Source organism: Streptomyces virginiae (assembly GCF_040638905.1).
GTDB classification, from domain to species: Bacteria; Actinomycetota; Actinomycetes; order Streptomycetales; family Streptomycetaceae; genus Streptomyces; species Streptomyces virginiae_B.
Genome location: NZ_JBEZYV010000031.1, coordinates 29,335 through 50,514, shown reverse-complemented (window position 1 = coordinate 50,514; position 21,180 = coordinate 29,335). Strand labels below are relative to the sequence as shown.

Sequence of the window (21,180 nt, the reverse complement as noted above, 5' to 3'; positions counted from 1 at the left end):
GGACGACGTGATCGGTACGAACGACGGCACGAACGGCAACGCCCACGCGGCTCGCGCGAACCCGGCCGCAGGCCACGGACAGGCGGGCCGTACCGGCGCAGCCGTAACCGCCGGAGGCCACGGGCAGCCCGGCGGGGCGGCGGGCCCGGGGTCAGGCCCGACCGGCCCTACCGGCACGGGCGACCCGGCCGGAGGCCGAGGGCACGTGGGCCCCGCCCCGGCCGGTGCCGGCGCAGCCAGCCCCGTCGGCGGCGCGGGTCAGCTCGGCCCGGTGGCGGTCCCGGGCCCGAAGGCCGCTACCGGCGCGCCCGGCCCGGCCGGAGGCCACGGGCAGGCGGGCGGCGTACCGCACCTGGGCCTCGGACCGGCCGGAGGCCACGGGCAGGCGGGCGGCTCAGCGGGTCCGGGCCCCGCCCCGGCGGCCGGGGGCGGCGCGGCCGGACCGGCCGGGGGGCGGCCGGGGGGCGGGCCGGGGGATCCCGGCGGCCCCGCCGGAGGCAGGACGCTCGGGCGGGGGATCGTCACCGGCCTCTGGGGCCGCATCGAGCAGCAGGACTTCCGCAGCCGCATCCGCGGCACGCTCCTCGGCGCGGCCCTCGGCGACGCCCTCGGCGCGCCCCTCGCGGGCCTCTCCCTCGACGCCGTCCGCGAGGCGCACGGCCCCGACGGCCTGACCGGCCCCGCCGTCGCGCACGGCCGCCGCGGCCGGATCACCGCCGCCACCCAGCTCACCCTCTTCACCGTGGACGGGCTGATACGGGCCCACGTACGCCGGGACACCGGCGTCTGGCACCCGCCCACCGACGTGCACCGCGCGTACCGCCGCTGGGCGGCGACCCAGCACGACTGGGGCCCCGACGAGCGCCGCGGGGACAACGGCTGGCTCGCGCAGCAGGAGTGGCTCTACGCCCGCCGCAACCCGGACCGCGCCTGCCTGACCGGCTTCGGCGACGACGTCCTCGCCACCCTCGACCAGCCCAAGAACCCGACCGCCCGCGGCGCGGCCGCCGCCGCCCGCTCGGCCCCCTTCGGGCTGCTGGTCGGCTGGGAGCCCGCCCTCGTCCTCCAGCTCAGCGTCGAATGCGCCGCGCAGAGCCACGGCCATCCCACCGCCCACCTCTCGGCCGGCGCGCTCGCCGTCATCGTCCACGGTCTGACCCGCGGCGACTCCCCCGACGCCGCCGTCCGGCGCGCCCTGGGACTGCTGGGGGCGCGCCCCGGCCACCAGCCCGTCACCGACGCCCTCCAGCGCGCCATGTCGGCGGTCACCCAGGGCCCGCCCGGCCCCGACACCGTCGAAGCGCTCACCGCCGGCAAGTCCGCTCCCGGGACGCCCGGCCCGACCGGCCCGACCGGCGCACCCGGCGCGACCTCCGCACCCGACGCCTCCGACGCCCTCGCAGTCGCCGTCTACTGCGCCCTCGTCGCCGAGGACGTCGCCCACGGCCTGCGCCTCGCCGTCAACCACGGCGGCGACTCCGCCGCCACCGGCACCCTCTGCGGGGCCCTGCTCGGCGCGCTGCACGGCGAGACCGCCCTCCCGCCCGCCTGGCTCGCGGAACTCGAAGGCCGTGCCACGCTCCTCGAACTGTGCGACGACTTCGCCCTGGAGATGACCCAGGGCCCGACCCTCCACAGCCCATCGGCCTCCTCCCCCGGCTGGCTCGCCCGCTACCCGCGCGGCTGACGGGCACCCCAGGACCTGACGCCCCCTCAACAAGCACGGCCCGAGACCGTACCGTGGCGTTCCCACGTCCCGGCCGCCGGAGGTGCCAGCACACATGCGGATCGCCACGACCGTCTTCCTCACCGACCGCTCCGTCTCCCCCGTCCGTCTCGCCCGCAGTCTGGAGGAGCGCGGCTTCTCGGCCCTCTACCTGCCGGAGCACACCCACATCCCGGTCGCCCGCGAGACCGCCGCGCCCATGGGCGGCGAACTCCCCGACATGTACGGCCGCACCCTCGACCCCTTCGTCGCCCTCGGCCAGGCCGCCGCGGTCACCGCACGCCTGCACCTGGGCACCGGCATCACCCTGGTCGCCCAGCACGACCCGATCGGCCTCGCGAAGCAGGTCGCGACCCTCGACCACCTCTCCGGCGGCCGCTTCACCCTGGGCATCGGCTACGGCTGGAACGTCGAGGAGGCCGCCGACCACGGCGTCGAGTGGCGCACCCGCCGCGACCTGGTCCGCGACCGCATGGCCCTGATGCGCGCCCTGTGGGCGCCGGAGCCGACGGCGTACGTGGGCCAGTACTGCTCCGTCCAGGCCAGCAGCGCCCACCCCAAGCCCGCCCAGGCCCCGCGCGAACTCGGCCCCGGCTCAGCCCTGCACGGCCCCCGCACCCTCATCGGCGGTGCGGCCGGCCCGAAGCTGTTCACCGCGATCGCCGACCACGCCGACGGCTGGCTCCCGATCGGCGGCGGCGGCCTGACCGAGTCGCTCCCGGTGCTGCGCCAGGTCTGGGAAACCGCCGGACGCGACCCGAAATCCCTCCAGGTGGTCCCGTACGCGGTGCACCCCAGCCCGGGCAAGCTCGCCCACTACGCCGACCTCGGCATCGAGGAGGTCGTCCTTCAGCTCCCCTCGGCCCCCGAGCCGGACATCCTGCGCGCCCTGGACGACTTCGCCCAGTACCTCTGACCTCTGCGCTCACGTACGGCAGCGGGGCCCGCCCGATCGTGCGATCGGACGGGCCCCGGATCACTTCTGCGCGGATCTCAGGACGTGAAGTAGCCGTTCAGATCGGCGATCACGTCGACGGCGCCGGAGTTGTTGAAGAACGTCACCCGGCCGTCCACCACCGGCACGACCACCAGGTTGGCAACGGTCTGCCCGCCCGTGTAGTTGAGGTTTGAGACGCCCGGTCGTCCGATCCCGTGCGGGTGGACGATGATGTGGCTCGCCTCGGTCGGGTTGGTGACCGTGACGTTCAGGACGACGGCGGTCACACCCTGCGCGGGCACCCCCGAGACGCCGGTGACCTGAAGGCTCACCGAACCGCCCGGACCCACCACCCCGGCGCGGGCGCCGGTGCCGTCGCGGGTGTCGAGGAGGCGGACTGGGCCCGCCGCGGAGAAGGCGGAGCCGGTCGCCGCGTAGTAGCCGGTGACGTCGGCGATGAGGTCCACCGAGCCGGAGTTATTGCGCAGGTCGACCTTGCCGTTGACGACCGGGACGGTCACCAGGTTCGGGACGATCTGTCCGGGCGTGAAGTTGAGGTTCGACACGCCCGGCGCGGCCTGACCGTTGGGGTAGACGGTGACGTGTCCGGCCTCGGTCGGCTGGACGGCGGTGACGTTCATGACCACGGCCGTGACCCCGGTGGCCGGGATGCCCTTCATGCCCGCGACCTGAAGGGTGACGACCCCGCCCGGTCCGACACGCTGCTTCGTCGCGCCCGTGCCGTCACGCGTGTCGAGGAACCTCGACGGCGTGATCGGGTTCAGCGCGGAGCCCGCCCCGGACGGGTCGGTGTAGTAGCCGGTGACGTCGGCGATGAGGTCCACCGACCCGGCGTTGTTGCGCAGGTCGATCTTCCCGTTCACCACCGGCACCGTCACCAGGTTCGGCACGATCTGCCCGGGCGCGAAGTTGAGGTTCGACACCTTGGGCGTGGCCTGCCCGTTCGGGTAGACCATCACATGGCCCGCCTCGGTCGGCTGGACCGCCGTCACGTTCATGACGACGGCCGTCACCCCACTCACCGGGATGCCCTTGACGCCCGCGACCTGGAGGGTGACGACCCCGCCCGGTCCGACGCGCTGCTTCGTCGCGCCGGTGCCGTCACGGGTGTCCAGGAACCGCGACGGGCCGTGGGGCACGAACCGGCTGCCCTTCGGTGCGGGGGCCGGGGCGGTGACGGTGTAGGCCTTGGGCAGGTAGCCCCGGGACGGGACCCCACTGGTGTAGCCGACACCGTCGAGGACCAGATCGTACGCACCCGGCTCCAGGCCCTTGGTGTCCACCTGGACGGTCAGCTCGGTCCCGTCCGTGTTGACGGAGAGCGGCGTCAGGAGCGACTGCTGGTCGCTCCCGTCACGCGCCAGCTTCATGCGGGTCTTCAAAGTGAACGAGGTACCTCGGACGACGGCCTGGGTCTGCGTGTTCGCCGCGCTGGTGCTGGGGCTGATCGAGGTCGCGGCCTCGATCTCCGGTACGTAGCACTGGCCGCACGCCGCGCGCATTCCGTAGACGGCCGGCGTCGGGGTCCTGCCCGCGCTCAGCATCAGGAGGGCCTGCGAGGGCTCGGCGTCGCGGTCCGCCTCACAGTAGGCGCTGAACTGGTCCCACTGCTGCCTGCAGCCGTACAAGGGATCCGCACTGTCCCACTCACGGCCGTTGTGCAGGCTCACGGCGGGAGCGGGCGTGTTCTTGTCGGCATTGGCCGTGAAGCCGGTGACGTAGAAGGACTCACCGGGCTTCATGTCGACCACGGTGCAGTGGGCGGTCGACGTCTCCGACAGCACTCCGCCACGCAGGGCGAAACCGTCGACGGAGACGGGGTTGGCCGTGCATTCGGGTGCCCAGCCGGCAACCGTTCCCACTTTCCAGATGTCCATGACGCTGCTGACGGGCTGGTCGGTGTAGAGGTGGGCCGAGAGCACGACCGTGTAGGAGGTCGAGCCTGTCACCTTGCACGAGAGGCTGTTCACCTGTTGACAGAGCAGCTTGCCGTCCGCGTCGAGGACCGTGAGCCATGTTGAGGTGACGTCTTTCAGGTACCGGCCGGCCATGCGGTCGCCCAGCCAGAACTTGTCGGTCGCGGCGCCGCTGACCCGCAGGCAACGGGCGTCCAGGGGGGTGCCGAGCATGATGGGAGTGGACGGACCGCCCACCTTGGTGGAAGCCGTGGCCGTGCACGTCGCCGCGGAGGATACGTCCCGCCGCGCCAGCTTGACGGAGTACATACCGGCGCTCTCCAGCAGCGCCGTGTAGGACACCCCGGGAGTGAGCCGGCAGCTGACAGGTCCACCTCCGGTGCACGCAGCGGTCCCCGACGGGTCGAACATCTGGACCAGGCCCCGTCGGCCGTCCGTATCAACGCGGTCGACCATCTCAGCGGTGGAGTGTTGATCGGCCGGGATGCTCAGGCAGGCGTGCTTCGTCGCCGCGACCTGAGCCCCCGCGGAGCCGTCGAAGCCGGTGCGAGGCCATGCGGCGCAGCCGGTGTGCTCGCCGGTCCGGTGGACGGTCAGGCCGTACGAAGAGCCCGCGGTGCCGGTCAGTACCGCACGGAAAGGAGCGGTGCCGGTCAGTCGGCAGGTGACGGACGTGGCGCCGTAGCGGCCGTTCAGTTCACACTGCTCCTTGCCCTCCGCGTCGTTCACCGCAACGTGGAGTCCGTTCGGGGCGGAAGGGTTGAGCAGGTACACGCCGTTGCCGGTGGCGGTCGGCAGGGTGAGGCACAGCCGCTGTCCGGGGGCAGCGAAGACGGCTTTGACGGGACCGGCGGCCAGTCCGTTGTCGTGGGTCGCGGTGCAGCCGCGGATCTCCTTGGACGAGTGGAACGCCATGCCGAACGGGGAGCTGTCCAGCACCTGGGTGTAGTTCACCCACGTGTAGTCGCCGGTGGTCAGATCGCAGGATCCATACCCACAGTCGTCGTGCACCAGTGTCCCGCCCGACGAGAGCAGCTGCCCCAAAGGCGCGTAGTACTGCTCGGTGACGACGGGGCCGAAGGTGTACCGGGCGGACTCCGTGGCCCGCATGAGCCTGCACGGCACGGTGGAGCTCAGGTCGGGCGATGTGCCGAACACCTGCGGCTCCACCACCGGGCACCCTTCCGGCTTGGAGAGCCGGGCGAAGGTGAGCTTGTAGGGATACTCCGAACCACTGGTCACGACCCGGAAGGGTGCGGCGCCCGTGAGCTTGCAGTCGAAGTAGGAGTAGTTCGGGGGGACGCAGAGCTTGTTGCCGTCACCGTCGTAGATGTCCGTGCTGACAAGATGACCCTCATGGACGGTGGCGCGCAGCATGTCGTTCGCTGCCAGGGAAAGGGTGTAGCAGTCTGTCGAGCCGATCGGCACCTGCCCCTGTATGACCCGGGGGGCGCCGAGCCTGCTGTCGGCGGCGCTCACGCTCTCGCACGCGGCGGAGAGCAGAGCGAGGTACGAGACGGACAGAGCACTGTCGCTGGCCAGGGGGTAGTTGTTCACGATCTGCAGCGAGTACGTCCCTGCCCGGTTCGTGGGACAGTGGTACCGGCTCTCGATCAGCTGGCAGCTCACCCTGGTGCCGTCCGGCGCGAGCAGCCTGGTTTCCGCGAACGACTGGGGCGTGAGGGCCCAGTAACGGACCATGTCCTTCTGCTGCGGCAGGGTGAGTGCGAAGGACACGATCTGGCCGGCGCCGACCCTGCAATTGACGACCGCTCGCGGCGTCAGGTCCGCAGGACAGACCTCCGCAACCTCGCTCTGTCGCAGAGCACGCACCTCTGCCTCGCGCTCGGCCTCGGGATCTCTCTTCGGGGCTGTCTCGGGCGGCGCTTGCGGGCCTGCCGGCCCGGCCGACGGCGCACCCGCCCCGGCCTCCTGGTGGGGCGAAGCGACGGCGGACGGCTCGGGCGGCGCCGCGAGCGCGGTACCCGCCTGGCCCGTGAACGACGCCAGGAGGCCGAGCAGCAGCGCCCCGGACGTGATCGCGGCCCTGCCCCTCCCCGGTCTCCCACGTCTTGTTCTGCCCGACGGCAGCAGTCTCATGGAGCCCCCAGCTCAGCATGTCCCCGCCCGGTGACCATCACACGACGGGCAGGCGGAGCTTATATGTCCACTACATGAGCCCGGGAGGGGGGCACCGCCGGCGGCTCAGCTCCGCCCAGACCGTCTTGCCGACGATGCGTTCCGTGACGCCCCAGTCGGCGGCGACGGCGTCCACGATGCGCAGGCCGTAGCCGGATTCCGCCTGGTAGGCGTGCGGCCGGGCGGCGGTCGCGGCGGGCGTCGGACACCTCGACGCGCAGGCAGTCCTCCAGGAGCGTCAGCTTCAGCTCGAAGTCCCGCCCCGGGACGCGGCCGTGGCGGACGGCGTTGGCGGCGAGTTCGGCCACGAGGAGGCCGGCGTCGGCGGACAGCGCGGTGGATTCGGGAAAGCCCCAGTCGTGGAGCTCGACGAGGGCCAGCTGCCGCGCGAGCCGGGCCCCGCGACGGGTGCTGGTGAAACGCTGAGTGAACACGCGTACGAGGGTCCGGGCGCGGCCGGAAGGTGCGGTCATGCCGCCAACATCCCGCCTGGCCAGGCTCGTTCAACACCACCCGGACTCGTACAAATCAACTGTACGAGTGCACTCCCTGGACAGGCGGAGTCACGGTGCGTGAGCCTGACTGTCGGGGAGGTGACCGCCATGGTGAGTGCCGACGACAGCGGTGACGGCGAGGTCGAGCCGGACGACAACCTGCGCAGCTTCGGCGAGACGGTCAAGGCCTCCCGCAAACGCGCCGGCCTGACCCAGGAGCAACTGGCGCCGCTGATCGGGTACTCGGTCCAGTACGTCGGCTCGGTGGAGCAGGGCCGCCGCCACCCGTCGCAGAAGTTCGTGAACAAGACCGAGGCGGTACTGGACACCTTCGGCGTCATCGACATCGCGGCGAAGCAGCTGACGCGGCGGCGCGGCCTGGCGTCCTGGTTCCGGCGGTGGGCCGAGCTGGAGGAAGTGGCCGTCACCCTCAACACGTACGAGTGCCGGTCGGTGCCGGGGCTTCTCCAACCGGAGTCCTACGCCCGCGCCCTCATCGACAACGTCCCGCCGCTGGCCACCCCGGAGGAGGCGGAGGCCCGCGTCTCGGTCCGCCTGGAACGCCAGAAGCTGCTGCACCGCGTCCCGTACGCCCTCTTCAGCTTCGTCATCGAGCAGGCACTGATCGAGCGGCGCACGGGAGGGCCGCAGGTCACGCGGGAGCTGATCGACCGCCTCCTGGAGTGGGGAGAGCTTCCCAACGTCGACATCCAGATCATGCCGCTGGTCCAGCCGGTTCACGCGGGCACCGACGGCCCCTTCCGGCTCCTGGAAACCGATGAACACGAGTGGCTGGGCTACACCGAGGGGCAGCAGACGGGCCAGGTCATCTCCGACCCGAAAGACATCAGCCTTCTCCACCAGCGGTATGCCAAACTTCGCATCCAGGCCCTCAACCCTGCTGACAGCACGGGCCTGTTGATGCGAATGCGAGGATCCCTGTGAACAGCTTCGATTTGCGGTGGTTCAAGAGCAGCTACAGCGGAAGCCAGGGTGACAGCTGCGTCGAGGTCGCCCTCTCCTGGCACAAGTCCACGTACAGCGGAAGCCAGGGCGACGACTGCGTCGAGGTCGCCACGTGCCCCGACGCCGTGCACGTCCGGGACTCCAAGGTGACGGCCGGCCCCGAGCTGGCCGTCACCCCCGGCGTCTGGACCGCGTTCCTGGACGGGGTCACGGGCGCCCGCTGAGCGGATGCGGCTACCGCTCCCCGGTCACCTCCTCGGAGGGGAACCGGGCGAGCGGGGCCTCGCGCTCGAAGAAGGTCTTGGCGCGGGTCATCGCACGCTCGTCGCCGCGCACCTGGCCGGGCCGGGAGCCGTTGCCGAGCAGGACGCCTCCGAAGCGCATCCGCAAGTAGGCGGCCGTGTTGTTGAGGCTGGTGATCAGCCCGTCGGCGGTGTCCTCGTCCTCCTCGGCCATCGCCGTGACGCCCCACAGCGTGCGGCCGCCCATCCGCTGCTTGAAGTCCAGGCCGGGCACTCCCAGCCAGCCGGACCAGTAGTCGAGGTAGCGCTTGGTGTGGGCGGAGACCGCGTACCAGTACAGGGGCGAGGCGATGACGATGTCGGTGGCCTCCATCGTGGCGCAGCGCAGCTCCCCCTCCTGCTCGCTCATCGGCCAGGTCCCGTCCTCGTGCCGGCCGTCCTGGAAGTCGGGCAGCGGGTCCTTCGCCAGGTCCACCCAGCGCTGCGGGATACCGGCGGGCAGCTGCTCCGCCGCTGCCCGGGCGAGGATCTCGGTATTGCCGTCCGGCCGGGAACTGCCGAGGACGAAGAGGAACGAGCGGTCGGCGTCTGTAAATCTGTCGGTCGTCATGCGGCGTGCAACTCTCCCTGCTTACGGAGCTATTCCGTCCGCGTCCGGGGCGGGAGAAATCCCCTCGACGGCGGGGCCGGCCGCCGTGGACGATGACAGCCGGACGGATCGAGGGGGACGGGTCGGCATGCCCAGCAGGCAGACGCAGGCGGAGACGCAGGACCCGGCGCAGGACGGGGGCCTCTGGGAGACGCTTCCGGCGGGAATCCGCGCCCAGGTCGACGGGTACGTCCTGCAGGACCGCCTCCTGCCGGCGGTGAAGCTCGTTTGGGACGCCGGGCGGGCCCGCGGCATCGGCCTCCACGACGCCGAGACGGTGGTCCACGAGCGGTACGTCTTCCACGGCGACAAGATCGCCCGTACGCCCGAGAGCCCGCTGGACCTGGAGTCCCTGGCCGCCCTCGCCGGCGGCCTGCCGGGGCGGGTGGTGGCGGTCGAGGCCGTCTGGGACGGGGACACCGTCCACGACTGGTTCGTGAACCTCCTGGCGATCACGGACGGTCCCGCCGAGGAGCGGCACCTCGCCACGGTCTACAGCCGCAGGGGCCGCGACCCGGCCGAGGCCGCCGCCGAGGCGGGCCGCGCCCTGGCGGACCACCTCGGCGTGCCGTTCCACTTCGCCGGCCCCGACACCCCGGACGAGGAGGCCCCCCGATGGCGGCCGTGACCCCGCACGGAGGCCGCTGCACATGCCCGACGACCTACCGGGTGAGCGTCTGCGTCCCGGACGGGTCCGGGACGTGGAGCGGGGTCAGCTCATCAGGGGCGAGCCCGTGAGCTGCCAGGTGATGGGGCCCTTGCCGTCGCCCTCGATGTCGTAGACGACGGTCGCGTCGCCGGACCACTGCTTGCTCGGGTCCAGGGTCACCGCGGGGGTCAGGCAGGTGAAGCTGCTCTCGGGCGTGGCGTTGATGTTGGCCGTGATGTCGCAGGTCTTGCTGTTGACCACGACGTCGGTGCCACCCGGGACACGGCTCTCCAGACGCGTCGTCACCTTGAAGGAGGTGAAGCGCTTGCTGGTCATGTCGGACTGGCCGTCGTTGACGAAGCCCCAGTTGACGGTGGCCTTGCCGCGGACCTTGCCGTCCGCGACGGCCTCGACGCAGGTCGGTACGGACAGCTGCGCCTCCGGAATGATCCCGGTCATGACCTGGATGCGGGCGTTGGTGCCGGCGGTCGAGCAGGTCTGCGCCGCGCTCGCCTGCGAGACGGAGATGACGCCGCAGAAGGCGATCGCCGCCGCGCTGACAGCCGAGGCGCGCAGAAGGTTCTTGTGCATGGTTCGGTTTCCCCCGTGTCGGTGTGAAGCAGAGGCCGGACGGACCCTGAGACGGTTGTTCCGGCCCATGTCGCTCCCCCCGAAAAGCGGCATGAGCGGGCCGTCGGCAGAGTCGATCTTAGGCCGATGCATCACGCATCACGAAGCGCATTTACCCAGGTCAGAAGGTATGTGGCCGGTATTCGACCCTGCCCTGAAGGTGAGGGGGACGCCCTGCTCCGCCCGCGCCGCACGGCGCGGGGAGGGCCGCCGCGCCCAAGCGGAATCCGCGGCGGCCGGTGACGGGACGATTACCGGCCACGGGGGCTCGGTGCGCCCCGTACGCTGCCGTGCATGATCGATGCACGTACCCATGTCCGTGTCGCCCGGCCCTCCCTGGACCTGGGCGCCGCCGAGCGTTTCTACGTCGACGGGCTCGGGTTGGAGGTGCAGTGGCGGAGCGCCGAGAGCGTGCCCGGGGAGCACGACCTGCTGATGGTCGGACCGGCCGGGGGCGGATGGCACTTCGAACTCACCCGGGACGCCTCGAACCCGATCGTGCCCGCGCCCACGGTCGACGACCTGTTCGTGCTGTACCTCGGCGAGAAGCCCGACGAGGCCCTGGTGCAGCGCCTCGTCGAGCACGGTGGGACCCGGGTCCTCTCCCACAACCCGTACTGGGACGAGTGGGGTGTCACCGTCGAGGACCCGGACGGCTACCGGCTGGTGCTCTGCTCCCGTACCTGGGGCTGATCCGCCGGGGTGTCGGCCGTCCAGAACCGCGCCAGCGCCGCCTCCTTGTAGGGCGCGGGGCTCACGCTCAGGTCCCCCGCGAAGGGCCGGTCCAGGGCCACCACCAGGAGCAGGCTGAAGCCGATCAGTCCGGCGACGGCCGACACGAAGAGCAGTTGCATCTTCAGGCTGCGCAGCCCGAAGAGGAAGGTGAGCGGGACGATCACGAGCGCGCCCCCGTACACGAGCACCTGCAGCAGGACCGGCAGGGAGGTCTCGGCCATCGTGATCCGGGCCCGGCGCTGCGAGTTGAGGTCGTTGAGGCTGGAGGCCGCCTCCCCGTAGAAGGTCTCGGCGCGGGGTCCCCGCGGCTCGTAGGCCATGAGGGCCTGGTACAGGGCGTGCGTCTGCGCGCCGGTCGCCTCGTAGCTGGGCCGGCCCTCGCGCATCAGGGGCCACTGCACCTCGACGACGGCGTGCGAGTACGCGCCGACGGCCGCGTGCACCCTCGCGCGGTCGGCCGCGGGGAAGGCGTCGGCGCTGCGCACGAGGGTCGCCAGGTCACTGGCCTCTGCGGCGACGATGCCCTGGGTGGTTTCCAGCTGCGTCCACAGGGTGACGACGACGAACGCGAGGATGATGCCGTAGATCGCGCCGAACATGCCGAGCGCGATCCCGACCATCTCGTTGTGTTCTCCCTGGGCCAGGTGCGGGAAGCGGCGGCGGGCCGCCACGCTCCCGGCCGCGGCGAGACCGGTGAGGCCGCCGACGAGGAGGACGGCGATGACGAACGTGCTGAGGCTGTTGAGCAACCAGAGGATCATGCGCTGTTCAACGAGCGGGCCGGGCCGAAATCCCGGCCCGGCCCCGTACCGGCTGGATCAGTCGACCTTCGGGGTCTTCGGCAGGGCGGAGCCGGCGCCCCCGAGTGAGCTGTCGGTCGCCTTCGTGGCGGAGCCGACCGCCCCCTGGGTCACCGCGACCGCCGTCTTCGCGTCCTGGACGGTCTGCGCGGGGTGGTTGGCGATGTCGACGACGCGGCCCACGAGCGGCGCCGCCCCGGCAGCCGGCTCGTCGGCGGCGTGCGCGGCGGCGGGAACGAGTGCGAGGGCGGCGCCCCCGGACAGGACCAGGGCGGCGAGGGTGCGCTTCATGGCAGTCATGCCCGGCCCAACGACCTCCCGCACCCGAGGTCACCGCCGGGAACGCCGGCGGCCCCGGATCGGGGGGATCGATCCGGGGCCGCGGGGATGACTCGGCGGGTGGCGCGCGGGTGGCGTCGCGGGTGGGGCTCCGCCGGGTTCCGGCGGTTCCGGCTGGGGTCAGTCCTCGACCACCAGGGCCGGGGTGGACTTGGTCAGGACCTCGCCGCGGAAGAAGGCGGGGCTGCGGCGCTCGGTGACGAACATGATCACCAGGCCGAGGGCCAGCAGGCCGACGCCGATGATGAAGACGCTGCCGACGCCGAGGACGGTGGAACCGGATCCGTAGGACGGGTCCCACATGTCGAAGAGGGTCTTGCAGAAGACCGCGGCCAGGAGGACTCCGCCGAGGACCGGGAAGACTCCCTTGAAGAACAGGTCGCGGGAGGAGCGGCGCAGCTCGGCGCGGAAGTACCAGGCGCAGGCGAAGGCGGTCAGCGAGTAGTAGAAGCAGATCATCAGGCCGAGCGCGAAGATCGTGTCGGTCAGGACGTTCTCGCTGACCAGGGTCATCACCGTGTAGAAGAGCCCGGTGGCGGCGCCCGCCATGACGGTGGCGCGGCCCGGGGTCTTGAACGTGGGGTGGACCTTGGCGTAGGAGGGCGGCAGCGCCTCGTACGCCGACATCGCGAGGACCGTGCGGGCCACCGGGATGAAGGTGGTCTGCAGGGAGGCCGCGGCGGAGGCCAGGACGGCGACGAAGAGCAGGATGCCGAGGACCGGGCCCATCACCGGGCCGGCGAGGGCCGCGAAGACGTTGCCGGAGGTCTCCTCGTTGGCGAGGCCAAGGCCTTCGCCGCCCGAGCCGACGGCCATCTGGGCGGCGACGCCGGTGGCGAGGTAGGAGCCGACGAGCACGACCATCGCGATGAGCGAGGCGCGGCCGGGGGTCTTCGTGGAGCCGGTGGTTTCCTCATTGGTGGCCAGGCACGCGTCCCAACCCCAGTACATGAAGATCGAGAGCGAGAGTCCGGCGGTGAAGGCCGCCATGGACTCGACCGCGAAGGGGTTCATCCAGGACCAGGAGAAGTCCAGGCCGGTGTCGAAGGTGCCGGCGGAGGCCTTCTGGAAGGCCATCACGACGAAGACGGCCAGCACGACGAGCTGGAGTCCGACCAGGGCGTACTGGACGCCCTTGGTGGCGGTCATGCCGCGGTAGCTGATGGCGGTCGCGAGGGCGATCAGGGTCAGGCAGGTGGCGATGTGGACGAGCTTGTTGTCGTCCAGGGCGGCGATCGACGGGTTGCCCGTGATCTCGCCGGCCAGCAGCCAGAAGTAGGAGGTGGCGACGCCCGCGAGGTTGGAGAGGACGATGATCGTGGCGATCACCAGGCCCCAGCCGCACATCCAGCCGATCCGGGGGCCGAAGGCCTTGACGGTCCAGGTGAAGGAGGTGCCGCAGTCCGGCATGGCCTTGTTGAGCTCGCGGTAGGCGAAGGCGACCAGGAGCATCGGGAGGAAGCCGGCGAGGAAGATCGCGGGCATCTGCATGCCGACCTCGCCAGCAGTGGAGCCGAGGGTTGAGGTCAGGCAGTAGACGGGGGCGACGGTGGAGATGCCGATGACGGCGCTGCCCACGAGCCCGACGGACCCCTTGCCGAGTCCCTTGCCGCGAACGTCGCCGTCGGCGACGCCGCTTACCGTGTCTCCGGCCTGAGGCCGAACGTCCAGCTGAGTCATGGGTCAGGACGTTAGATGGTGCGCATTCCACATCTGGAGGATCGAACTCCGGAAGAGAACGGGCGGCGACACCTTGGAATCTTGAGGTCTAGACAGTTCACGAGAGCTTAATGAAAGGTCCACTCAGGCACCCAGCCGGGAATCGACAGGCTCGACCGAGAGGCTTTCGGTATGCGGAAACCGAAGGCATGTCCGGTTTACCCCTTTCCAAACTTTCCCTCGTGACTTTGCGGTGACCAGCGGTAACGGGGTACGCGACCAGTTTGCCGTGGACATGATCACCGCTCTAGAGTCACCGCCGATCAAGGTCATTCACGGGGGAGTCACCACGCACATGCGCACCGGAACACTGCTGGCATCGGCCGCGGCCGTCACCGCGCTGCTCACCCTCACCGCCTGCGGAGGCGGCGCGAACCCGACCGTCGGCGGCGTCGGCTCCGGCGCCGACACCGGGACGAGCGGCGTCACCGACGGCGGACCCGACAAGGGCACGCTGGACAACCCCACTAAAAACGGCGGGGTCAACGGGAACGCACCCAAGGACGGGACCGCCTTCCAGAAGCTGCCCAAGGCCGGCACCATGGCCGCGGCCGCCCGCTTCGTCAACGGCTACACCAAGTGCGACCCGGTCAGCCCCGACCCCGGGGAGGGCGGACCGAGCTCGGGCCCGGAGGCCTCCTTCGGCTCGAACGCCACCGTGACCGAGACCGGATACTGCGGCAGGCGGAACACCACCACCATCGTCCTCTACAAGGACGCGAAGGCCTTCCAGACCGCCTTCAAAGCCCTGACGGCGAAGGAAGGCAGCGGGAACCGCAACAGCGGCATCGTCGTCGGCCAGGACTTCGCCATGGGATCCGAGAGCTCGGACGCCATGAGCGCCCTGCTCCAGCCCCAGGCCGGACTGCTCATGCTCAACTGCCACCCGGACTTCAACCCGCCGAGCGGCTTCCGCAAGGAGCCCGCCCTGGTGAAGGGCTGTGTCCTCACGGACTACTACAAGGACTGACGAACCGGCGGGCCGGGTGTGCGATCCGCGAGACTGTCCCCATGCCCACGGCCGATGAGCTCCTCAGCGCGGACACCGTCACCGCCCTTGCCCGCCTCCTCGCCCGGTCCGGCGGCCGCCGGACCGCGCCCGCCCTGACCGCCCGCGCCACCGCCCTCGACGGGCTGACGTACAGCGGCCGGGTCGCCGCCGTCCGCGACGCCGTCCTCGCCGACCTGCCCGAGGACTGGCCGGCCTTCGAGGCCGTCGTGCGCACCGCCCTCGCCGAGCCCGGCTTCGAGGGATGGATGACCTTCCCCGTCAACGAGGCCGTCGCCGTCCGCGGACTGGAGGTGTTCGAGCCCGGACTGGAGCTGCTGCACGACCTCACCTCCCGGCTGACGGCCGAATCCGCGGTACGGCCCTTCCTGCGCGCCGACGCGGACCGCGCCCTGGCCGTCGTACGGAAGTGGACGGACGACCCGGACCCGCACGTACGGCGCCTCGCCAGCGAGGGCACGCGCCCCCGGCTGCCGTGGGCCCCGCAGCTCCCGGCGTTCGTCGCCGACCCGCGCCCGGCCCTGCCGGTGCTGGACGCCCTCTACCTCGACGCGTCCGAGTACGTCCGCCGCTCCGTCTCCAACCACCTCAACGACATCAGCCGGGACCATCCCGCCCTCGCCGTCGAGACCGCGGCCCGCTGGCTGGCCGAGCCCGCCGACACGACGGACCGCGTCGTCCGGCACGGCCTGCGCACCCTGGTCAAGGCCGGCCGGCCCGAGGCGCTGACCCTCCTCGGGCACGCCCCGGACGTACCGGTCACCGTGCACGGGCCGGTGGTGACCACCCCGCGGATGGCCGTCGGGGAGTACCTCGTCTTCCACTACGCCGTCACCAACACCGGCGAGCTCCCGGCCGAGCTGGTGATCGACTACGTCGTGCACCACACGAAGGCGAACGGCACCCGCACCCCGAAGGTGTTCAAGCTCGTCACCCGCCCGCTGGCCCCCGGCGAGACCCTCAGCGGCACCAGGCGCCACTCCTTCAAGCCGATCACCACCCGCCGCTACCACTCGGGCGAGCACCTGGTGCAGCTCCAGGTCAACGGCCGGGTCCGCGGCGAGGCGGTTTTCTCGGTGGACGCCGGATGATCACTCCTGGCACCCTCGTCGCATGACCTACGGAATCGAGTCCCACCCCGCCCGGTGAGCGCCCGCGAAGAGCGCCCGCCGCTCAGCTCCCGGACGACCTCCCTCTACGACTACGCCCTCTTCCGCCACGGCATCGAGCCGCACGGCCGGATCCCGCGGAAGGGCTATCCCCTGCCCGACGGGCCACCGGAACCCAGCCGCGAGGGCCTGACCTGGCAACAGGCACGGGCCGAAGTCACCGACGCCCTCACGCCCCTGCTCGCCGACCCCGACCCGGTACGGGCCGCCGCGGCCGTCCACCGGCGGGTCGCCGAACTGGCCGTGCCCCGCCGCACCCTGCGCGCACACGCCGCACGGCTCGCCCTCACCGACGAGGACGCCGCCCGGCGGACCGCCCGGCAGCTTGCCCGCACCGGTACCGACCCTGCGGCCGTCGGCGTCGGGATGGCCCTGCTGATCCGCCTCGGCGAGCCCGAGGACGTGCCCTGCCTCAAGGCCCTCGGCATGCTGCGCGGCCTGGCGGACACCGCGAGCACCGCCCTCGACCCGCTCGACCGGCAGGCGGCGGCCCTGCTGGTCATCCGCAGCCGCGACCGCTCCGAGCGGCTGACCCCCCTGACCGAGGCGATCACCTCCGGCGACGCGGAGGCCACCCGGTCCGCCCTGGTCTCCCTGCCGGACGAGTCGCAGGCCATGTGGCTCGCCCGGCGCATCGCCGAGGCCGCCGACCTGAACGGGTTGCTCCGGGCCCGGCCGCAGGACGCCGACCTGCTCGCGCTGGCCGGCCGGCTGCTGCACCGGATGGCCGACCAACTGGACAGCCGCGCCGAAATCCTCGACTACCTGCCCGCCCGGGCCGTGTACGAGGCCCTGGTCCGGCACGCCGACGAGCTGCCCCCGACCCCGGAGCACTGGTCCCTGCTGCTGTCGATCGCCCTCGACCTGCACAGCGGCGCCCCCGTCCTGCTGAACTGGCGGCCCGGACGGCGTCGGGCCCTGCTCGACGCGCTGGACCGGCTGCTGCCCGCGGCCGCGCCGGACCCCGTACCCGAGCCCGTACCCGGAGACCGGCGGGCGGACTGGTTCCGGCGCAACCGGCACCTCCCCTTCGCCCGCGCCGAAGCCGGGGACCCCCCTCGGTGGGAGTTGGCCGTCATCCACGACTGCGAGGACTCCTCCGCCGTGGAGACCCGGATCCTGATCGACGGGATCCCACTCGTCCCCGCGTTGTTCGGAAAGGGCAGGGGCCACGCGCCCGAGTACCTCCTCGACAGCGGCCGGCTGCGTGCCGCACCGCAGCCGCGCGAGGTGCAGCTCGCCGAGGCGTACTGCACCGAGGGCTGCTGCGGAGCGCTGTATGTGACGATCCGCCGGGACGGCGACGAGGTGGTGTGGGACGGCTGGCGCGGAGCGGTCGGCCCGCCGCCGCCCGCCTACCACTTCGACGCGGCCGCCTACGACACCGAACTCGCGCGCGCCGTACGGGACCACTCCTGGTGCTGGCCGGCCCGCAGCACCGCCCGCCTGATCGCGGCGGGCCTGCGCGACCGGCCCGAACTGACGGCCCGGTGGGAACTCTCGCCGCACTGGATCGGCACCGACTGGCGCGACCCGGACACCACGGTGGTCCATCTCAGGCACGAACCGTCCGCGCCGCCTCCCGGCACCGGTGGATCGCTCTACTTCGATTGGCGGCTGCCCGACGACGGCGCCCCGCCCCGGGACCGGGCGGCCGCCGCCCTGCGACGGCTGGAGACGGACGACCCGAAGGCCTTCGCTACGTTCGCCGGCGGCGACGGCGAACTGGCCGAGGCCCTCGGCCACCGCGAGCCCCCGCGCACCCCGCCGGCATGACACGGGACCGGCCGGGGGCAACCGCCCCCGGCCGGACTCCCCTAGGTCGTCCAGACGATCGACTGCACTTCGCTGTACGCGTGCAGGGCGTACGAGCCGACATCACGGCCCACCCCGCTGCGCTTGAAGCCGCCGAAGGGGGCCTCCATGTTCCGGCCGACGGTGTTCACGCCGACCCCGCCCGCGCGCAGCCGCCGCGCCACGCGGAAGGCGCGCGCCGGGTCGCCGGACCACACGTAGGACAGCAGCCCGAAGTCGCTGTCGTTGGCCAGCCGGACCGCTTCGTCCTCGTCGCCGTCGAAGGGGACGACCACGACGACCGGGCCGAAGATCTCCTCACGGACCACCCGCATGTCGTTGGTGCAGTCCACGAGCAGGGTGGGTGCCACGTAGAAGCCGCGGCCGTCACCGATCACGGGGCGCTCGCCGCCGTAGGCGATCCGCGCGCCCTCCTTCCTGCCCAGCTCCACGTAGGACTCCACACGGTCGCGGTGGGCCGCGGAGATGACCGGGCCGACGACCGTTCCGGCCGCCACCGGGTCGCCGACCTTCATGAAGGCCAGGTAGCCGGTGAGCTTCTCCATGAGCTGCTCGTAGACCGACCGGTGGACGATCACGCGGGTGGGGGCGGTGCAGATCTGGCCGGAGTAGAAGGAGAAGGTGGTCCCGATCCCCATCACCGCCGCGTCCAGGTCCGCGTCGTCCAGGACGACGGCGGCGCCCTTGCCGCCGAGTTCCATCAGCTGCCGCTTCATCGTGCGGCCGCAGACCTCCGCGATGCGCTGGCCGACGCTGGTGGAGCCGGTGAAGGACACCATGTCCACGTACGGGGAGTCCACGGCGGCCTCGCCGACCTCCACCGCCTGCCCGCCGACCACGTTGACGACGCCCGCCGGGACCCCGGCCTCGTGCAGCGCCTGCGCCATCCTGAAGACGGACAGGGGGTCTTGGGGGGCCGGCTTGACGACGACCGTGTTGCCCATGGCCAGGGCGGGTGCCACCTTGCCGGCCGGGTTCGCCCACGGGTTGTTGTAGGAGGTGATGCAGGTGACCACGCCGACCGGCTGGCGGACCTCCAGCGCTCCCAGGATGCTCGCCCTCCCCATCGGGCCGGCCTCCGTGACCTGCGGCGGCAGCCCCTTCTCGACCGGTTCCAGAGCGCCCTTGGCGTACCGGCGGAAGCGGGCGACGCCGACGCCGACCTGCATGCCCCGCGCGATCCCGGTCGGCGCGCCCGTCTCGGCCTGCGCCAGCGCCGTCCACGGATCGAACTCGCGCTGCATGATGTCCGCGGCCCGGTCGAGGATCGCCGCCCGTGCCTGCGGGGGCGTGCGCGACCAGCTCCCGAAGGCCTCGGCCGCGGCGCGGGCGGCGTCGGCGACCTGTTCGCGCGAGGCCTCGGGGGCGAGCCCGACCACCGACTCGTCGGCCGGGTTGACCACCTCGTAGTGGCCGCCGGCCGGCTCCACCCACTCGCCGCCGATGTAGAGGGGTTGCGTGTTCAACGCGTGCTCACCGTCCTCGTGTCCCGGCCCGACCGCAGCACGGTGCCGGGGACGGCGCCCGTCACCTCGTCATCGCGGACGGTCTCGACGCCGTTGACCCGTACCGAGACGATGCCGACGGCCCGCGCGTCCAGGCGGGGGCTGTCGCCGGGCAGGTCGTGGACAAGGGTGGCCGGGCCCGCCTCGATGCGCTCGGGGTCGAAGAGGACCAGGTCCGCGTGGTAGCCCTCGGCGAGCCGGCCGCGCTCGCGCAGCCCGAACAGCCGGGCCGGGTCGTCCGTGAGCATCCGTACGGCCTCTTCCAGCGGCACCAGCTTGCGGCCGCGCAGGCAGTCGCCGAGGAAGCGGGTCGTGTACGGGGCTCCGCACATCCGGTCCAGGTGCGCGCCGGCGTCGGAGCCGCCGAGCGTGACGTCCTCGTGCCGCCAGGTCTCGGCGCGCAGGGCCCAGCTCGCCGGGTCGTTGTCGGTGGGCATCGGCCAGAGCACGGTGCGCAGTTCGTCGTTGGCGCAGATCTCCACGAGGCATTGGAAGGGGTCCTGGCCGCGTTCGGCGGCGATGTCGTTCACGACCCGTCCGGAGAGCCCCTCGTTCTCCTTGCTGTACGTGTCGCCGATGACGTACCGGCCGAAGTCGGCCAGGCGCCGGAAGACCCCGGCCTCCTTGCTGTCGGCGCGGCGCAGCATCTCGGCGCGGACGTCCGGGTCGCGGAGTTCGGCGATCCGCTCGGGGACGGGCAGCCCGAGGACCTCTCCCCAGCCGGGGATGAGGTTCAGCGCGCAGAAGGTGCCGAGCGACATGTTCATGGGGGTGAGGATCGGCATCGTCAGCGCGACGATGCGGCCTCCGGCCTTGCGGGCGCGCTCGCTGGGAACGAGCTGGCGCGGGACCCGTTCGGGGACGGCGGCGTCGATGGTGAGCACGTTCCAGTTCAGGGGCCTGCCGGCGGCGGCGCTCATCTCGACGAAGAGGTCGATCTCCTCGTCGGAGAACTGGTCGAGGCAGCCGGCGACGATCGCTTCGAGCTGGGTGCCCTCGTGTTCGGCGACCGCCCGGGAGAGCGCGAGCAGTTCGGCGGGCTCGGCGTGCCGGGAGGCGACGGGGGCCCCGGCGCCGTCGGAGTGGGTGGAGGACTGGGTGGTGGACAGGCCCCAGGCGCCGGCGTTCATGGCGTCGTGGAAGAGGTCGAGCATCTGCTGCATCTGCTCGGGGGTGGGCTGTCCGCCGACGGCCGCCTCGCCCATGACGTGGCGGCGCAGGGCGCAGTGCCCGACCATGAAGCCGGCGTTGACGGCGATCCGTCCTTCCAGGGCGTCGAGGTACTCGCCGAAGGTGGACCAGGTCCAGTCGACGCCCTCCTCCAGGGCCTTGAGGGCCATGCCCTCGACCTTGCTCATCATGCGGCGGGTGTAGTCGGCGTCCTCGGGGCGGTCCGGGTTGAGCGGGGCGAGGGTGAAGCCGCAGTTGCCGCCGACGACGGTGGTGACGCCGTGGTTCATGGAGGGGGTGGCGTACGGGTCCCAGAAGAGCTGGGCGTCGTAGTGCGTGTGCGGGTCGACGAAACCGGGGGTGAGGACGAGGCCGGTGGCGTCCTCGCTGGTGCGGGCCTCTTCGGTGACGGTGTCGGGTTCGGCGATGACGGCGATGCGGCCGTCGCGTATGCCGAGGTCTGCGACACGGGCGGGGGCGCCGGTGCCGTCCACGACGGTCGCGCCCTTGATCAGGTGGTCGAGCATGACGTCCCTTCGCACTTTCAGCC

General features: G+C 71.9%; 17 protein-coding genes and 1 pseudogene. 9 read left to right on the top strand and 9 right to left on the bottom strand.

The window, feature by feature from the left end:
- Nucleotides 1-517 precede the first annotated feature (517 nt).
- Nucleotides 518-1,687, top strand: coding sequence for an ADP-ribosylglycohydrolase family protein (locus tag AB0F82_RS30465; RefSeq protein WP_362633203.1), 1,170 nt, complete (start codon nucleotides 518-520; stop codon nucleotides 1,685-1,687).
- Nucleotides 1,688-1,781: 94 nt separating this feature from the next.
- Nucleotides 1,782-2,642, top strand: coding sequence for a TIGR03619 family F420-dependent LLM class oxidoreductase (locus tag AB0F82_RS30460; protein ID WP_362633151.1), 861 nt, complete (start codon nucleotides 1,782-1,784; stop codon nucleotides 2,640-2,642).
- A 77-nt stretch (nucleotides 2,643-2,719) separates the two neighbouring features.
- Here the strand turns inward: AB0F82_RS30460 and AB0F82_RS30455 are convergent, their stop codons facing one another.
- Both AB0F82_RS30455 and AB0F82_RS30450 read right to left on the bottom strand, forming a co-directional pair.
- Complete coding sequence (locus AB0F82_RS30455) at nucleotides 2,720-6,337, bottom strand: hypothetical protein (protein ID WP_362633148.1); 3,618 nt, start codon at nucleotides 6,335-6,337, stop codon at nucleotides 2,720-2,722.
- Between the two features lie 433 nt (nucleotides 6,338-6,770).
- Nucleotides 6,771-7,212: pseudogene (locus AB0F82_RS30450) on the bottom strand (ATP-binding protein).
- 99 nt (nucleotides 7,213-7,311) lie between these two features.
- On the opposite strand from AB0F82_RS30450, the gene AB0F82_RS30445 reads away from it, so the two are divergent.
- Both AB0F82_RS30445 and AB0F82_RS30440 read left to right on the top strand, forming a co-directional pair.
- Nucleotides 7,312-8,178 (top strand): helix-turn-helix domain-containing protein, encoded by an 867-nt coding sequence (locus AB0F82_RS30445; RefSeq protein ID WP_362633145.1) that lies wholly within the window; start codon nucleotides 7,312-7,314, stop codon nucleotides 8,176-8,178.
- On the top strand, nucleotides 8,175-8,423 hold the full coding sequence (locus AB0F82_RS30440; protein WP_362633143.1) for a DUF397 domain-containing protein: 249 nt from the start codon (nucleotides 8,175-8,177) through the stop codon (nucleotides 8,421-8,423). Before AB0F82_RS30445 ends, AB0F82_RS30440 begins: the two co-directional genes overlap by 4 nt.
- 10 nt (nucleotides 8,424-8,433) lie before the next feature.
- On the opposite strand, the gene AB0F82_RS30435 is transcribed toward AB0F82_RS30440, so the two are convergent.
- Nucleotides 8,434-9,051 carry a flavodoxin family protein gene (locus tag AB0F82_RS30435; protein WP_362633141.1) on the bottom strand — a complete coding sequence of 206 codons (618 nt, stop codon included), beginning with the start codon at nucleotides 9,049-9,051 and terminating at the stop codon, nucleotides 8,434-8,436.
- Nucleotides 9,052-9,178: 127 nt separating this feature from the next.
- Here AB0F82_RS30435 and AB0F82_RS30430 point away from each other — a divergent pair, with 127 nt between their 5' ends.
- On the top strand, nucleotides 9,179-9,718 hold the full coding sequence (locus AB0F82_RS30430) for a hypothetical protein (RefSeq protein ID WP_362633138.1): 540 nt from the start codon (nucleotides 9,179-9,181) through the stop codon (nucleotides 9,716-9,718).
- An 84-nt stretch (nucleotides 9,719-9,802) separates the two neighbouring features.
- Here the strand turns inward: AB0F82_RS30430 and AB0F82_RS30425 are convergent, their stop codons facing one another.
- Complete coding sequence (locus AB0F82_RS30425) at nucleotides 9,803-10,330, bottom strand: hypothetical protein (protein ID WP_362633134.1); 528 nt, start codon at nucleotides 10,328-10,330, stop codon at nucleotides 9,803-9,805.
- 333 nt (nucleotides 10,331-10,663) lie between these two features.
- Here AB0F82_RS30425 and AB0F82_RS30420 point away from each other — a divergent pair, with 333 nt between their 5' ends.
- Nucleotides 10,664-11,062: a VOC family protein gene (locus tag AB0F82_RS30420; RefSeq protein WP_362633131.1), complete on the top strand. Its 399-nt coding sequence runs from the start codon at nucleotides 10,664-10,666 to the stop codon at nucleotides 11,060-11,062.
- Here AB0F82_RS30420 and AB0F82_RS30415 read toward each other — a convergent pair.
- The 3 genes from AB0F82_RS30415 to AB0F82_RS30405 form a co-directional block, all read right to left on the bottom strand.
- The gene (locus tag AB0F82_RS30415; RefSeq protein ID WP_362633127.1) at nucleotides 11,026-11,865 is read right to left on the bottom strand and encodes a DUF4239 domain-containing protein; all 840 of its coding nucleotides are present in this window, start codon (nucleotides 11,863-11,865) and stop codon (nucleotides 11,026-11,028) included. The genes AB0F82_RS30420 and AB0F82_RS30415 overlap by 37 nt on opposite strands.
- 57 nt (nucleotides 11,866-11,922) lie before the next feature.
- On the bottom strand, nucleotides 11,923-12,204 hold the full coding sequence (locus tag AB0F82_RS30410) for a hypothetical protein (protein WP_362633124.1): 282 nt from the start codon (nucleotides 12,202-12,204) through the stop codon (nucleotides 11,923-11,925).
- Nucleotides 12,205-12,363: 159 nt separating this feature from the next.
- Nucleotides 12,364-13,923 (bottom strand): APC family permease, encoded by a 1,560-nt coding sequence (locus AB0F82_RS30405; protein WP_362633120.1) that lies wholly within the window; start codon nucleotides 13,921-13,923, stop codon nucleotides 12,364-12,366.
- Nucleotides 13,924-14,257: 334 nt separating this feature from the next.
- Between AB0F82_RS30405 and AB0F82_RS30400 the strand changes: the two genes are divergently transcribed.
- The 3 genes from AB0F82_RS30400 to AB0F82_RS30390 are packed head-to-tail and all read left to right on the top strand — an operon-like array spanning nucleotide 14,258 to nucleotide 17,916.
- A complete protein-coding gene (locus tag AB0F82_RS30400; protein ID WP_362633117.1) occupies nucleotides 14,258-14,932 on the top strand; it encodes a hypothetical protein in 675 nt (224 codons plus the stop codon).
- Nucleotides 14,933-14,973: 41 nt separating this feature from the next.
- Nucleotides 14,974-16,062, top strand: a complete 1,089-nt coding sequence (locus AB0F82_RS30395; RefSeq protein WP_362633114.1) for a DNA alkylation repair protein — start codon at nucleotides 14,974-14,976, stop codon at nucleotides 16,060-16,062.
- 54 nt (nucleotides 16,063-16,116) lie between these two features.
- The gene (locus tag AB0F82_RS30390) at nucleotides 16,117-17,916 is read left to right on the top strand and encodes a hypothetical protein (protein WP_362633112.1); all 1,800 of its coding nucleotides are present in this window, start codon (nucleotides 16,117-16,119) and stop codon (nucleotides 17,914-17,916) included.
- A 41-nt stretch (nucleotides 17,917-17,957) separates the two neighbouring features.
- On the opposite strand, the gene AB0F82_RS30385 is transcribed toward AB0F82_RS30390, so the two are convergent.
- Both AB0F82_RS30385 and AB0F82_RS30380 read right to left on the bottom strand, forming a co-directional pair.
- Nucleotides 17,958-19,421: an aldehyde dehydrogenase family protein gene (locus AB0F82_RS30385; RefSeq protein ID WP_362633109.1), complete on the bottom strand. Its 1,464-nt coding sequence runs from the start codon at nucleotides 19,419-19,421 to the stop codon at nucleotides 17,958-17,960.
- Nucleotides 19,418-21,157 (bottom strand): N-acyl-D-amino-acid deacylase family protein, encoded by a 1,740-nt coding sequence (locus AB0F82_RS30380; RefSeq protein ID WP_362633106.1) that lies wholly within the window; start codon nucleotides 21,155-21,157, stop codon nucleotides 19,418-19,420. Before AB0F82_RS30380 ends, AB0F82_RS30385 begins: the two co-directional genes overlap by 4 nt.
- Nucleotides 21,158-21,180 lie beyond the last annotated feature (23 nt).

What these genes read in the sequence shown, in the direction of transcription:
- AB0F82_RS30460 (WP_362633151.1), top strand. Translation starts at nt 1,782, where the DNA reads ATGCGGATCGCCACGACCGTCTTCCTCACCGACCGCTCCGTCTCCCCC.
- AB0F82_RS30435 (WP_362633141.1), bottom strand. Translation starts at nt 9,051, where the DNA reads ATGACGACCGACAGATTTACAGACGCCGACCGCTCGTTCCTCTTCGTC.
- AB0F82_RS30430 (WP_362633138.1), top strand. Translation starts at nt 9,179, where the DNA reads ATGCCCAGCAGGCAGACGCAGGCGGAGACGCAGGACCCGGCGCAGGAC.
- AB0F82_RS30425 (WP_362633134.1), bottom strand. Translation starts at nt 10,330, where the DNA reads ATGCACAAGAACCTTCTGCGCGCCTCGGCTGTCAGCGCGGCGGCGATC.
- AB0F82_RS30420 (WP_362633131.1), top strand. Translation starts at nt 10,664, where the DNA reads ATGATCGATGCACGTACCCATGTCCGTGTCGCCCGGCCCTCCCTGGAC.
- AB0F82_RS30415 (WP_362633127.1), bottom strand. Translation starts at nt 11,865, where the DNA reads ATGATCCTCTGGTTGCTCAACAGCCTCAGCACGTTCGTCATCGCCGTC.
- AB0F82_RS30410 (WP_362633124.1), bottom strand. Translation starts at nt 12,204, where the DNA reads ATGACTGCCATGAAGCGCACCCTCGCCGCCCTGGTCCTGTCCGGGGGC.
- AB0F82_RS30405 (WP_362633120.1), bottom strand. Translation starts at nt 13,923, where the DNA reads ATGACTCAGCTGGACGTTCGGCCTCAGGCCGGAGACACGGTAAGCGGC.
- AB0F82_RS30400 (WP_362633117.1), top strand. Translation starts at nt 14,258, where the DNA reads ATGCGCACCGGAACACTGCTGGCATCGGCCGCGGCCGTCACCGCGCTG.
- AB0F82_RS30395 (WP_362633114.1), top strand. Translation starts at nt 14,974, where the DNA reads ATGCCCACGGCCGATGAGCTCCTCAGCGCGGACACCGTCACCGCCCTT.
- AB0F82_RS30380 (WP_362633106.1), bottom strand. Translation starts at nt 21,157, where the DNA reads ATGCTCGACCACCTGATCAAGGGCGCGACCGTCGTGGACGGCACCGGC.